We start from the raw sequence: 14083 nt of genomic DNA on the forward strand, positions 1-14083 counted from the left end.
GTAATCATTACGCTGGTCGATATGCTCGATATACAGGTAAACTATGCAAATTAGGCAACAAGAAGGCTAAACGATGGCAGGCATTGATAATATTCGTTCTGGACAGACGCTAACGACGACAAGTCGCGCTCCTGCCCGTTCGGAAGCAAGCAAAGACAGCAGTTCAGCTCAAGTTGGTCAATCATCAGCGCAGCAAGATGCCGTAACACTGAGTCAAGGCGGTAAAGCCATTGGTCAGATGCATCAGCAAATGGCAAGTCAGCCTACCTTTGACGCGGCAAAAGTTGCGGCAATCAAAGAAGCAATCTCGAACGGTTCTTACACCGTCGATGCTGAAAAACTGGCGGACAACATGATGAAGTTCGAAGACGAACTTGGCGGATTACGCTAAACAGGTTAACAGATAATACTCACAGGTATATTAATGGCAGCACTGGTTGATTTGGTTGAATACCAACTGAAAAATGCAAAAGCATTGTCTATGCTTCTCTCCGAGGAGACCAAAGCCATTACTGCTCGTGAATCATCTGAGATTGAGCGATTTGCCAAAGAGAAGATGGCAATTATTGGTCAGCTTCAGCAAACCGATCAAAGACTGGCTCAACATCAAGATGTAGCAAGACTCACCGATGAAGCATTACTAGCTCAAAAGGTAGCTGATATTAAGTCGATTATCCTCGACTGCCAACAACTTAACGACATCAATGGGCAGAGTCTGCAACGCGCCCAGTTAAGCTTTAATAAGCTCAATAATTTGATGCAGCAAAGTCATGGCAAAGTGGGCATGACATACAATGCGGGTGGCCAGACCCACACTTTGTCGACATTAGGAACCAACTTAAAAGCCTAATATCTCGAATTCAAAAAAGCGGCAACAGGAGGACTGTTGCCGCTTTTTGCTATCTAGAGCGTTGAGATTAGAACAAGCTCTGACGTTTCTTCTCAGGCACTCGACGGATTTCACCGTAGTCTCTTAGACGATCCATCTTATCAATATCAAGAAGCAGTTCAGTAACATAGCTGTCGCCTACTTTATAGCTACGAACCACTTCCGCACCTCGAATGACACCATCTACCGCACCGGTCGTCGATTCAACACCCAAGCGTTGATCTTGTAAGTCAGCGCGAGCAGACACTCGTAGGCCGTACACTTGCTCTGCTAACTCGCGGTAAGCATCAATCTTAGAAGCACGCATGGCGCGAACTTGCTTTTCCTCTTCATTACGGCCAGTTTGCTCGCTGATACTCGCATAGCCCACAGCCGTTAATGTGTTCTGGTCCATGGCTGTAATCGGAGTACAACCCATCATCACAAGCGCTACAAGCGCGGCAAATAAAAATCTCATTATCCTTTCCTATGGGCGCAAGATGACTGTATGAGGTGTCGTCATAGTCGGGTCTGAACGAATCAGAACGCCATCTTCGGTACGCATTTGATTCAAAGTATCTAAATCACGGCCGATACGGTCAGCAGGCAAGAATCCTTGAGCCGAAGCGACCACAATACGCGACTGCATGCCAACAACACGAGCATTAACCAGTACACCACCTTCTTGGCGTAACATGGTTCCCGTCAAGACAAACTGAATCTGCTGCTCTTGGGCCAGATCTTTCCAGTCACGACTTAGTACGAAGTCACCTTGACTGGTCACCTGAATTGAGCCCGTTGTCTTGAAGTCAACAACCTTAAAGCCACGGCGCTGAAGCTGGTAGATAAAGCCCTCTGATACCGAGTTCCCTAACCAGTTCGTCGCATCCATATTCTGCAAATCAACAAACGATGCCACCGCTATCGGAGTGCGAGACGACACACTAGTGTTCGATTCCACTAAGTCTTCCGTCAAACTCTCGACGAAATAATCCATCGTATGGCGAGGACTTTCCATCAGCATAAACTTACTGCCGGAATAGGGTTCCTTACCGTTATAGATTGGTGAGTAGGCACAAGCGGTCAGTGTTAATACTGATGCCATCAGGAGCCACTTTTTCATTACACACTCTCCAAAAAGTTATTAATTGGATGGATAAGTTCCCCACCTTTTCAAGGTTGGAACAATCCTTGCTATTCTCATTCTGTCCTTAATAAGAAAGCCCGCTCCAATATTCGCTACAAACTAGCTAGCAAATATTGTTCCGCATTTGGATTGGTTGTATGAAAAAAATCGTTTCTTCTTTAATTTCAACGGTATTGGTTACTTTTAGCAGTAGCTCTGCCTTTGCTGCATGGTACGAAGTCACCGGTACTTCCACCATCGTCTCCTCTGAGAAGGCGGCAAGGATCTACGCACTAGAAGATGCCGTCTACAAAGCAGTAGACTTCTCCGGTGCTGATATCGGTGGCCTTGCTAACTTAGCGCCGCTGCTCGAAGACGATAGAGAACAATACCAATTCATTGATTCCGAAGTTCGCCAGATCGTCATCGACGATCAATACAAAAGCGGCAACCAAATGGTCGTGAAAGCGCGGATCGACATTTACCCGACGGCAAAGGCTTGCCATAACGAGCAATACAAAAAGACGTTTGGGGTGGCAATGTTTGATATCGTTGACCCACAACAAGCGGTCATGGGGCAAATATACAAGCTGGGAGAAGACTTCAGCTCTGTTATCTCTAATCAGCTTGAACATCGCTCATACAGCTTTGTTTCAGTCGGTACCACGCGCTATGAAATTAATAAACGCCAACCTGAACGTATAAAGATGATCGCCGAAGATCTGGGAGCTCAATACTTAGTAACCGGACAGATTAACGATTTGACGGCCACCATCACACAGGGCGGTTTGCTGTCTGATGATGTAATCAATCGCCAGTTTGCTATGGATATGTCGGTCTACGACGGCAAAACCGGCCATGAAATCTATCAACGTAACTACCGCGAAATCGCCCAGTGGCCATTTGCTAAAACCAGTAAAGTCGACACCAAAAGTGCTCGCTTCTGGACATCCGCTTACGGCGAAATGATGCAGAAAGTTAGCCGTAACATCATGCTCGACCTCGAAGCAGAGATCTCTTGTAAGATGACCTTGCCTGAAGTGGTCGCCTCTTACGGCAATAAAGTCACCATCGACTTAGGCCGAGTCCACGGTGTGCAAGCAGGTGACCGATTACAACTTTGGCATACAGGATCCTTTATCGACCAAAATGGTTTGCCGCGCAATAAAGTAAGTCAAAGCGACATCACCCTAACCGTATCACGCGTCTATGAAAATGACGCTGAAGCAACTGTCGACCAGCCAAGCCTCGCCAACAGTATTCAAATTGGTGACGTGATGAACAAACTATAATAAATGTAGAAAAGCGACTTAACTTATTCAAATAATTGAGTATTATTAGTCATAAGCTCCCGTGGCACAGCTGGATAGCGCGGCCCCCTCCTAAGGGGCCGCTATAGCCTTTTAAAAGCTCTCACTTATCTACTGCTATAAATATAAATCAACCAAACTTGGTTTAAAATCAATAATTTAAGTAGATAATCAAGCAGTTAACAATGATTATTATTTACTAGGGTTAATGTTAGTTCACCTACCAAAAATGCTATAAAAAATGCTATATTTCTTACTCGATGATTATGAGCACAAGAAAGAGAAGCAATTGATGGCAAGATCAAAAGGCATTTTGAAAGAAGAGTTTCAGCTTGAGCGCTATGTAAAAAGTCCTAGCCAAAGGCACGAAACCAAGAAAACTTCATTTCACTTTCAAGATAATTTGATTCAAAAGCTACCTTTCATAAAAGACAAATCTATCGATCTATACGACTTAACAAACCACGTTCGCAAGTTCAGTTTGGTGTTGCGGCTTGGCAAAAAATCGAAAACCTTTTACATAAAACAAGATCAGCGAGCCATGCGTAAACTAGGCCGCTGGATCGAGCCTGACATTAACACTCACATTAAGCCGCCAACTGGTTATCTGACTACTGCTATGGCTCGTAGCATCTTTAAAAAGTTAGCTAAAGAGCTTACTTTTGTTGAACCAGAGAAAGCCCACTTTCGAGATTGGACAGTAGAAAAGTATCTTAGCGAACAATACAAAAAAGATCGGGGCAGATACCCGATAAAAAGGAACGAAAAGAAACCAATAACTGAAAAAACACAAAAAGCTTTACAGTATGACCTTTCACCGTTACTACAATGTAAAGTGCGAGAGGTTAACATTGGCTGGCTCGATATCCTTGAAAACTATTGGCGCGAACCCAAAACAAACCCAAGCAATGGTGTAACAAAAACTAGAAGTCTTGATACCAATAGAAAGTCCTACAGCCTTATTAACGCAATGTGTAACATTTGGGTAAGGGCGGGCTATGTATCAAAGAACCCTCTCGATGGACAAGCATCCCGTTTTAAAGATAAACACGCCGCTCAGAAACCAATCCTAGTATTTGAAGACTTGTCTTTAGAAGATTGTTTGACTTTTCTATTTAGCGATAACGTCAAGTGCGCTGTTGCAGCAAAGCTAGTTCTTGCCACCATGATCATGGGTGGGGTGCGCAATTCAGAAGCGTATCGTAACTATCGAGAAAATTTTGATATTAAGAATAGAAGGCTAACTATTCCTTCTACTATCAGTTTAAAAACCAACAAGACCAGAAGAGTAGTTATCGATTCGGATCTATATTGGCAAAAAGTGGATGAATACCTTAATTCTGAAGAGTACTTTGAGAACAGTTTTGGTCATATGTTCCCGTCCAAGAAAGGCTCTAAAACAGGTCATATCGCGGATACATGTACAAGAGAGCCATGGAAAGCCTTGAAAAAGCACTTTGAGCTTCCACGCAACTCTAGAGCATATACATTCCGCCACACCTTTGCTTCACGGCTAGCAAAGGTATCTGACTTGCAAACCACTGCCGATCAAATCGGTGACAGTTTAGCTACAACAGATAAGTTTTATCTTAAGATCAATGACGAGGACATTAGACAGTCTGTCTCCCAAGTTCAAAATGATGCTCAGGCCGATATAAAGGCCATAAACACTGATACCAGCCTTTCAGAAAACCTTGTAACTGTTTTCACTCAAGATATGCCAAGTTTGGTACAACAAAGGTTCAATGCGTTTGCCAGTGGTAAGAAGCATTACGACGGCAATAAGCTACCGCTAGAGTTGTGGGATAATTTTGTTAGTAAACTTCGAGAGCTTAATGATAGGAAGCCTAATGAAGAGGTTGAGGAGTGGCTGTTCTTCCAATAACCACTCCTCAAGTTTGACGGATAAGTGCGCTAGCTGGAGCTATTTTTGTTTGGTATCAGGTAAAATCTAGAATATCAGCAAAGTAAAGATCACCATCATCAGACTTTTCGTAAACAAGCGTTCCGTTATCCTGAACATACGTCAATGGTATCTTCGGGTTGTTGATATCCTTACCACCTCTGTCATGCCATTGGCGAGTCCATTTATCATAGTAAAACTCTAAATCTTCTGGTGTTAAAAGCCAGATTTCTTGCAACTCAATATCTTTATAAACAGCAAAGACCCAGTCAACTTCTCTATATTTTTCAATGATTTTAGGGTTCATATGGTGATGCGTAGAGAATCCTCTAACCAGATTGACATTTAATGATTTAAGCTCGTATTCATAACCATTAGCATCAACTGCATCATTCCCCTCTCGTCCAGGTAAATCTTTTAGTCCTGTAACGAGAAGCACTTGTAGAAGCTTTCCTCCGTTATCTTGGAAGATATCTTTAATTCCCTCTTCCTTTGCAAGAAGTTCCATTTCTCTTATCGATGGAAATATATGGTTCAAATGCTCAATTTTACTTTCGAAAAAAATTGGCTCGTACAATTTACTAGGATGTAAATTAAACGCATTTGCAATAGCACACACCACATCTAGTGATGGCTCATTCTCAAGGTTTTCTACACGGCTAATTTGACGAGGGCTAAGGTCAGATACTTCTGCTAAGTACTCTTGTGTCCAGTTAAGTTCTTGTCTCAATAGTCTTACGTTATCAGCCAACTGCAATAACAGGCCTTCTTTGTTAATCATTACATTATCCCGTTCTTATTTTTTGTTCGGGATTAAAGTTATTGGTTTACCCCACCTCAAAACACGACAAACCTGTCAGGTCAGACCAGACAGGTTTGACCAACTCAACATGACATACTTGTCATATTTACGGACTGGTTATTTACACAGTCTTACTGTATAGTTAGCTAACTTTTTGTAAAACAGAAAACCAATATGCAAGATATCCTTAAAGTCGGCAGATCTGACTCAATCTACAACGGACATAGTTACTTAACTAAAGTGCCTGTAATGGCAATCGTTCCATTCATCGAGGAATACACGACCCCTGGAGATACAGTAATTGATATCTTTGCGGGCTCAGGCATGACCGCGGTTGCAGCTAAAATGACTGGACGAAACGCAATAGTTAGCGACATATCTAAGTTAGGTAGACATATTGGTACGGGGTACTTGAGTAACGTTACTCCTGATGAGCTATTCCAAGAATCTCAAAGGATTTTTCAAGACAGTAAGAGTTCTGTCGGTCACGTATACCACACCATTCGAGAAAGCGATCAAGAAAGATTAAGCTTTGGGAAAACTATTTGGTCTTTCGTCTACGAATGTACTCAATGCCAATCAGAGCTAAACTATTATCGCTTGCTAGAAGCTAATAGTTGGGATGCAAAAAAACTCGCTTGCCCTCACTGTCAGCAAGATTTCGTGAAAAAGGATGCGACATTCCTAAGACACGAACCAGTCGTAGTTTCTTTAGCAGGAGAGAAAGGTAAGCAAATTGAGCAACAACTAAGTGACTTCGATTTTAATAAAATTGCGGATGCTGAACAGTCAGATGTTTTTGACTACTTTCCCAATGTAGACATTCCAGAAGATCGTGAAATGTACAAGCGTTCTGCTCTGAGAAAGTGGGACTTAACGTCAACAAATAAATTTTTCTCTCATCGAAATGCTATTGTGCTTTATGACTTATGGCAAAGATTTGAAGCGGTAGAAAATGAGCAACTCAAACAAAAGCTAAAGTTTGCATTTACAGCTATATTGCCGAGAGCGTCGAAACGCTACCAGTGGAGTAAGAAAGCACCATTAAATGCAGCTATTCAAAACTACTACATTGCTCCTGTATTTTATGAGTGGAATGTTTACGATCTTATCGAAAGAAAAGTAAACGCTCTAATTAAAGCCGATAAACAAATCACGGATTATCTCGGTGACGATGAGACTGATGCTCATCAAACTTATGTTACTGCATCTGCTGACAATCTAGAACATTTAGACGACAACTCTGTTGAGTTGGTTTTTACCGATCCACCTTTTGGCTCGAATATCTTCTATGCAGATATGAACCTTTTCCATGAAGCCTGGTTGGGTGAATACACAGATCAAACTGTTGAAGCTGTGATGCGAACAACTGGTAAAACTAAAGTAGAAAGCAAAGAAAATTACCAACGAATTCTTACTGGAGCTTTCCAGGAAGCAAGACGAGTTCTTAAGAAAGGCGGCCATTTATCTATTGTATTTGGTAACAGTCAAGGCTCTATCTGGTCTGTAGTTCAGCAAGCAATAAGAGATGCTGGCTTTACAAACAAACCAGTTAATATAACGATTCTTGATAAGGGACAGAGAAGCGTTAAAGGATTAAACTCTGGTTCTGAAAAAGTAGTTACTCTTGATTTGATTGTAACCGTTAAAAAACAAGACGATGAGCTACCACCGCAAGACATAGAGTTAAATACAGACACTCATCAGCTTATAGAAGATACTATTAATAGGATAAAGCTGAACGAAGACCTAACAGCAAGTCATATCTATCTAGATGTTTTACGAAACGCAATGTTTAACAATGTATGCATTGCAAATATCGACCTTGGTGACATTGTTGAGATTATCAATGAACACGGATACATCATTGATAAAGATTCTGGAAAGCTAAAAAAGAAAGTGGAAGAAAAAGAATAGAACCTAACAGCCCCATCGGGGCTGTTTTCTCTCCGCTAGCTTGGAACGGGGTAAAACCTTTTTCAATATCTCATCTTTGGCCATATTTAAGCTGTACTACGACTCAGAACGACAGTTCATCCTCACACTTTTCAGTAATGTCCCGCTCGATCGGGTATTTAGCATTAAGCTCATCGATGAATGAACGCAAATCAGTCAGGATACTGACCTCTTGCTCACGACCAAGCGATGACTGGATCGCGATATGGTTAGTTACAGCCCAGATCAACCTTATATACTCCCTATCTTTTGTCGATGCCACATTTTTAAGGCTGGTAAGTACATTGTTGATTTCTAGTATATTTTTCTTCATATCGGTTACCCGTTTTTAGTTTTAGTTGTTGGATAAATTGATCTTTCAATTCGAGCTTATAGCTCATTGCATCAAACTTATTCTGGTAAGCTTGGTGCTCTTGTTTAAGTAACTTCATCTCTCGATGCAGCTTAGTTATACCCTGCTGCTTCTCGTCTAACTCCGACGATAAATCACTGTTATGCTGCTGTAACTTGTTCAATTGCTTTTTCAAGTATTCATTTTTCTTCTCATGCTTGTTACTGAAAAATGAAGCTCCTGTGACCGTCGTTAGTTCACTTTCTTGCTGTTTGATTGCTTGCTTTTCAATAGCCAATACCGCTTCATCTCTAGTCAATTCCCGCCGCTGTTTATTGAGCTTCCTATGCTGCTGTATGAACGCTTGGGCTTGCTTCTGCTGTGCTTTCCACTTTTTCCTCGTTAACCGCTGTACTCGCGGCCCCAAGCGCGTTAAGCCTAATTTAGAGCCAACGTCCTCATAATAGGAGTCTTGAAATTCACGCATTGCTTGTTTATAGGCATGAGCTTTTTTAGAATACCCACCCTTACATTCATTTCTTGCCCTGATCCCATCATGAATCTCGGACATAGCAAAGCAACCATCTGTAACAGAAGGAATTACATAAAAATGAATATGGGGATGTTCTTCATCCAAATGAAGAACTGCTGACATTAGATTTATTCCGTATTTTCTTCGTAAAAAATCAATAGAAGATTTTAAGAACTCACGAAAGTTGACGTCAGACTCAGAGCCAACGCTAATAACACCCGCCAGTAGCAATGGTGCATCTTTTCTGATTTTACGCCCTTTCCTATCTCTTGCCTTTTGAGAACGCTCTAGCGCAATCTGGGGAAGATTACGTGGATCTATACCTAGCAGTATCTGCGGCGATTGTGGTCGATAGACATGGGGACAGAATCCATCAACACGCATCGCTTCATTAGCAACACTTTGCATCGATGGTTTACCTTTCCTGGTTGAAACTTTTGCATATGTTTCAACATGTATAAATTGATATCCAGACATAAGTCTTATTATTTATTTTCTTAATTATAACACCTTGAAAATAAAATAAATAGCTGACAAATAAATTACTTTTTAGTATATAGGCAACTTTTTTGATAAGGCATTAAAAATGCGAAGAGAAAAAGTTATCAGGGGTTTGGGGATGAAGTCCCCAACCGACGCTTATCGTTTGAGGCACGAAAATGATAAGCATAGTCGGTTACTATGCTTACTAAGTAACGAATTAATCTAAGTAATAGAATAAAACTTGACATTTATATATTATTTATTATATTTCAAATACTTAGAAACAAAACGCTTGACACACAGGTAAGAAATGACGCATTATGTTTGTGTAATAGCTTCATTAGCACATCTTATCTTTCTTCTCTAGCTATTCAAATCTTCAAAAAACAATCATTCAAAAACACACAAAGGCTCGCCTTAGAGCACTCGCTAATTTCAGCTTGCACCGCAAGCTGGCAATGGTTCATTTTTCCAAAAATGAACCATTATAAGTAAAACCATTAAAAAACGTTAATTTTAAACAATAATATCCATTTCCTAGTATGGAAATCCTACTATTCATCGCTGTACTCTCTTCTATGAACTCAAAACAAATAACTAAAAAGGTTCCTAGATGACTAATCAAAAAAAATACACTAATGAGCTAAAAACAGCTAAACAATGGCTGGCACTTAAGCAAGAAGACAAACGCTATCCAATGCGGGGGGAAATCGGTAAGGTTTGTAAACGTGGTACTTATTACCATTATGACCAAACAATTCCTGTTCGAAGTGAGGCAACTCATCACCCCTTCGCAGGTTTCCTTCCTGTCGAAGAGAAGTATAAAGACATAACCTACTACTACTTTGACGAGTGCGAACCTAAGAAAACCCCGCGCCAGTGGCGCGAGGAAGGGAGACGAGTGATCCCGAACTCGGTTCCCTGTGATAAAACACGCAACGGCTTCAACCCTTCAAATGGCGAGTCTTTTGAAATTTGCTATTTCCTACGTTCAGATACAGTAAAGTTAACTAAATCTAGTTAACTTTCGATGAACCCAAATTGGAACATTGTTTCTTCGTAGAACCAGAAAATCTTTGTTCATATTAAGTAAAGTAAATGAACCAGAAGAGTTTTTTTATTCCTCTTCTTCTGGTTCATTTTTTTTACACAAAGTACTTGGTTGTATAAAAGATCCACCTCACTAGATGAAAAGTTACCCCGAACTAAGGTCAAATGAACGAACTGAAAATGGTTAACTTTTTTTCATCGCTTGGAGAGCATCTGTCGCATCATTTCGATACTCCTTCCTTGTGCCTCTAATATCGCTGCAATAAACACCATTTTCAGGCTAATTCGAGCAATTTTTACGTTAAAACCAACTTTTGTCATCACAGAGGAAGAAACATAAACCTGTAATGGTTCATTCTTTTTTTGGGTATCTACTGATGCATGAGCATATTAGCTATTAACAACTAGTAATGAGTCTTGAGGTCTATCAACCGATAAGGGTTGAAGCGCTATTGGATAAAAATTGTTCAACACAGTAATGAAGAAGAAATGAACCAATTTAGGTTCTTTTTAGGAAGCAAGATGAAGCTTTAAAGAATGGCGTCCCCTACAGGATTCGAACCTGTCTCTCAAGCTTAGGAGGCTCGCGTTCTATCCAAATGAACTAAGGGGACGAAAACCCAATACTATCAGGTTATTGCAACTTTTGAAGCTCAAGCCCACTAACGGAATCAGAATTTTGTGCAAACCACCTCACAATATCTATTTATATCAATATTACAACAACGCCATAATGCTATTTTTAAATGCTATCATTTAATAATTAGCAATAAATCATTGATAAAATTGGAAAATAAATATATATAAGCATTAATAACAACCCCCTCCTAAGGGGCAGGTCACAGGTTCGAATCCTGTCGGGAGCGCCATATAAAACAATGGTTTAGCTATATGAATTGCTAAGCCATTGTTGTTCTTGACCACAAAACGTCCACGACTTGTAATCAAAACATGTTAGCAAGCCAAACTAAGTGGCTAAATATTTCTAACCAACTATGAGATTTAGGCGCACACTTTACGCCTTTAAAACAACCACCTAGGACAAAACTAAGCTATTATACGTCGCATTATCCTTAGAAAGAGTACTAAAGGCACACCGGAATGGCATTCGAACCAAAACCCCATAAGCACCTTATTCATATTCTAAAGACAACTAGCAACCCCAATTTCACTTTGTTCTTGGGTGCTGGTGCAAGTGTTACTAGTGGTGTTAGCCATGCAGGAGAATTAATAAAGCAATGGCGAGCCGCATACTCCAATATGTATCCTAAGAAGGATATTGAAAAAGAACATTGGTACGATAAGCCTACCGAATACTCTGAACTTTTCGAAACGCTATATGACCAACCTTCGCAAAGGCGAGAGTTCATTGAGAGTTGCTTGAAGGACGCCGTCCCATCTTGGGGATATATATATTTATCCAATCTATTAAAAAACAATATTTTTAATACGGTCTTTACTACTAACTTTGATGATCTCGTAAACGAGGCTTGTTACTCTTTCAGTACAGACTTAAAACCTTTAGTCTCCGCACATGACTCCAGTATCAGCTCCGTGCGGCTGACGTCGCCACGACCAAAGATAATCAAGCTTCATGGTGACTTTCTCTTCGATAATATCAAGAATACCGTGAGAGAACTCGAGAGTCTCGAAGACAATATGAGAGCTAAATTTAGACAATATGCTTCCGAATTCGGGATGATTGTTATCGGCTATGCCGGAAATGACCGCTCAATTATGGAGACTCTTAATACACTTTTAAGGCATGACTCTAATTTCCCGCATGGGATTTATTGGTGTGTAATGAAAGGTACCGCTCAGCACGAACTAGCTAAAGAATTAGAAGAATTAACTCGTTTCCCTCGTTTTCACATTATCGAAATCGATGGTTTTGACGAGTTTCTCGCTGATATCCACCATGAGCTTGGTTTGAAAATACAAGCTGAGGTTTCAGAGCCTTACCAGCATTTAGCGAATCGACTGGATAGCTTTGTAAAACGAAATGGTACCAATGAAAACGGTGAACACCAGCATCCATCTATAAATAAAGACATTCAACAATTAAAAGACCACTTAACAAAAGTGCATTCCGCAATCGGCATGTTTGAAACTGTTGAAAAAATAATGGAAAACAGTGATTTAAAAGACATACGTGAAGCTTCTAATATGCCCCAGTTAATTGAGGAACTTAGCTCTGAGATCAAACCCTTTATCAATAGGCATACTGAGGAAGTTCATCTTATCAGTACACCTAATGCTCTACTGGCAGAATTTGCTGCTAATGATAAGAACTACAAAGAGGCTTACAAGCTTTCCCAAGCCGCATTAAACAACAGAGTTACAATTGAAAGCATCTCCACCTTTATGCGAGCACTTATCAAATTAGATAAACTCGATGAGTTTGAGCATGTAACCTCGATGCTTGAAAACATAAAATCTCTGTCCGATAGGCAAGCTCAGCGTCTAATCTCTGTTGCAGTGGAACTGATGGATGATAAAAAGCATCTAGATAAAGCTGAATATTTGCTCAACTTCGTAAAATCCAAACCTCATTCGGAAGAAGTTGATACATACGCTGACCTTAATTTGGCTTTGATTGATAAGCTTCAAGAAAAAGAGTTAAGTGATGACTTAATCGATTCACTGAACGGTCATTTGAAAAACACCATTGATAGCAACGATCACTGGCTTACATTCGGCATCTCACTTATACTAAATAATGAAGATGTTGTGATGGAAGCGGCAGCAGCCATGGACCAAAGTGACCTCACTCACATTTTAATACAAGAAATGCCTATTTCGTCATTGATATCTCCAGAGTTATATGACAAGTTAAGCTTGCTAGTCGATTATGAAGAAGAGTTATCAGACATCCCAACAGAGACTGAAGCCTCTATTGACTCAACAGAAGCAACCTGCTCTGTAAAAAATATAAATGTTTCTGACGCAAGCAATGACAACGAATCTGACAGTTCTAAAACAGAGACCGAAGTTGTCGATACCACTGTAACCTTGATAGATAAAGGAGCGTGAGTGTATGAAAGAGAAGAAAGTAGTTAACCGCAAAAAGCTAACTCAAGAACAAAAAGCTAGACTAAAAAGACTAGCCAAGCTATAAAAATTCTTAAGAGGTCGATTTTTCGACCTCTTCTTATTTTTAACTAATGTTACCCCTTTCGAACAGCCTCCCAAAGACCAACCAAAATCGGTGCTACCACACCTATCAAACCACCCATTTGCACACCTTCATGTGTCACGCTTGCCGTCAGTAGTTCAGGGTGTCCGGTTGCTAACGCTACACCAGCCCCGATAAGAGCAATCCCCTTCTTCGTCGATGCCTGTTTCAAATCAATTTTCATAGTTTTTACTCCTAACCGTTGATGCGCTTCCAGATATAAGCGCTGATAAGCGCGGTCAGTATCCCAACCGCGAGACGTTGCATTACTTCTTGTTTGGTCATGCGAGTTGCACCCCTTTCGCGGCATCACTCATTGAGTAGTAGCGCCCCACTTCCATGATGGACATGGCATGAACCAAGCGCGTCATTAAGGCGTCGTCATAGAGGTTCAATGGTGCGTTTTTATTCACTCCGACCTGACCCGACACAAACTGAACGTAGTTATCGGTATCGTTGTTATCACTTTCAGGCGCCCAGCGATGGATAATGCCTGAGAGCGTATTGAGCCCGTAAAGATTCTGATAGTTTCGGATAAGCTTGGTTG

At 40.7% G+C, this 14083-nt stretch carries 13 protein-coding genes, 1 tRNA gene and 1 pseudogene; 7 read left to right on the forward strand and 8 right to left on the reverse strand.

What is annotated here, in order from left to right:
* Positions 1-73: 73 nt before the first annotated feature.
* Together flgM and AWH66_RS19440 are read left to right on the forward strand one after the other, a co-directional pair.
* Positions 74-391, forward strand: a complete 318-nt coding sequence (flgM, locus tag AWH66_RS19435; protein ID WP_006069936.1) for a flagellar biosynthesis anti-sigma factor FlgM — start codon at positions 74-76, stop codon at positions 389-391.
* Positions 392-424: 33 nt separating this feature from the next.
* Positions 425-850 carry a flagella synthesis protein FlgN gene (locus tag AWH66_RS19440; protein WP_038224904.1) on the forward strand — a complete coding sequence of 142 codons (426 nt, stop codon included), beginning with the start codon at positions 425-427 and terminating at the stop codon, positions 848-850.
* 67 nt (positions 851-917) lie between these two features.
* On the opposite strand, the gene AWH66_RS19445 is transcribed toward AWH66_RS19440, so the two are convergent.
* Positions 918-1346 (reverse strand): LPP20 family lipoprotein, encoded by a 429-nt coding sequence (locus tag AWH66_RS19445; protein ID WP_063605255.1) that lies wholly within the window; start codon positions 1344-1346, stop codon positions 918-920.
* Positions 1347-1355: 9 nt separating this feature from the next.
* Positions 1356-1991 carry a FlgO family outer membrane protein gene (locus tag AWH66_RS19450; protein ID WP_006069933.1) on the reverse strand — a complete coding sequence of 212 codons (636 nt, stop codon included), beginning with the start codon at positions 1989-1991 and terminating at the stop codon, positions 1356-1358.
* 161 nt (positions 1992-2152) lie between these two features.
* Between AWH66_RS19450 and AWH66_RS19455 the strand changes: the two genes are divergently transcribed.
* Together AWH66_RS19455 and AWH66_RS19460 are read left to right on the forward strand one after the other, a co-directional pair.
* Positions 2153-3286 (forward strand): flagellar assembly protein FlgT, encoded by a 1134-nt coding sequence (locus AWH66_RS19455; RefSeq protein ID WP_063605256.1) that lies wholly within the window; start codon positions 2153-2155, stop codon positions 3284-3286.
* A 310-nt stretch (positions 3287-3596) separates the two neighbouring features.
* Positions 3597-5189: a tyrosine-type recombinase/integrase gene (locus AWH66_RS19460; protein WP_071487864.1), complete on the forward strand. Its 1593-nt coding sequence runs from the start codon at positions 3597-3599 to the stop codon at positions 5187-5189.
* A 55-nt stretch (positions 5190-5244) separates the two neighbouring features.
* Here AWH66_RS19460 and AWH66_RS19465 read toward each other — a convergent pair whose 3' ends face one another.
* On the reverse strand, positions 5245-5988 hold the full coding sequence (locus AWH66_RS19465; RefSeq protein WP_063605258.1) for a helix-turn-helix domain-containing protein: 744 nt from the start codon (positions 5986-5988) through the stop codon (positions 5245-5247).
* A 195-nt stretch (positions 5989-6183) separates the two neighbouring features.
* Between AWH66_RS19465 and AWH66_RS19470 the strand changes: the two genes are divergently transcribed.
* The gene (locus tag AWH66_RS19470) at positions 6184-7926 is read left to right on the forward strand and encodes a DNA methyltransferase (protein ID WP_063605259.1); all 1743 of its coding nucleotides are present in this window, start codon (positions 6184-6186) and stop codon (positions 7924-7926) included.
* Between the two features lie 103 nt (positions 7927-8029).
* Here the strand turns inward: AWH66_RS19470 and AWH66_RS25720 are convergent, their stop codons facing one another.
* Together AWH66_RS25720 and AWH66_RS19475 are read right to left on the reverse strand one after the other, a co-directional pair.
* Positions 8030-8278, reverse strand: a complete 249-nt coding sequence (locus AWH66_RS25720; protein ID WP_143081543.1) for a hypothetical protein — start codon at positions 8276-8278, stop codon at positions 8030-8032.
* On the reverse strand, positions 8232-9305 hold the full coding sequence (locus AWH66_RS19475; protein ID WP_063605260.1) for a plasmid recombination protein: 1074 nt from the start codon (positions 9303-9305) through the stop codon (positions 8232-8234). Before AWH66_RS19475 ends, AWH66_RS25720 begins: the two co-directional genes overlap by 47 nt.
* Positions 9306-9924: 619 nt before the next feature.
* Here AWH66_RS19475 and AWH66_RS19480 point away from each other — a divergent pair.
* Complete coding sequence (locus tag AWH66_RS19480; protein WP_063605261.1) at positions 9925-10335, forward strand: hypothetical protein; 411 nt, start codon at positions 9925-9927, stop codon at positions 10333-10335.
* Between the two features lie 564 nt (positions 10336-10899).
* On the opposite strand, the gene AWH66_RS19485 is transcribed toward AWH66_RS19480, so the two are convergent.
* Positions 10900-10975 (reverse strand) — tRNA-Arg (locus AWH66_RS19485).
* 487 nt (positions 10976-11462) lie between these two features.
* Here AWH66_RS19485 and AWH66_RS19490 point away from each other — a divergent pair.
* Entirely contained in the window at positions 11463-13394 is a 1932-nt protein-coding gene (locus AWH66_RS19490; RefSeq protein ID WP_063605262.1) for an SIR2 family protein, read from the forward strand.
* A gap of 134 nt (positions 13395-13528) precedes the next feature.
* Here AWH66_RS19490 and AWH66_RS19495 read toward each other — a convergent pair whose 3' ends face one another.
* Together AWH66_RS19495 and AWH66_RS19500 are read right to left on the reverse strand one after the other, a co-directional pair.
* Positions 13529-13720 (reverse strand): hypothetical protein, encoded by a 192-nt coding sequence (locus AWH66_RS19495; RefSeq protein ID WP_063605263.1) that lies wholly within the window; start codon positions 13718-13720, stop codon positions 13529-13531.
* Between the two features lie 97 nt (positions 13721-13817).
* Positions 13818-14083 (reverse strand): annotated as a pseudogene (locus AWH66_RS19500) (structural protein); the annotation flags it as partial.

The organism is Vibrio barjaei (assembly GCF_001639065.2).
GTDB classification, from domain to species: Bacteria; Pseudomonadota; Gammaproteobacteria; order Enterobacterales; family Vibrionaceae; genus Vibrio; species Vibrio barjaei.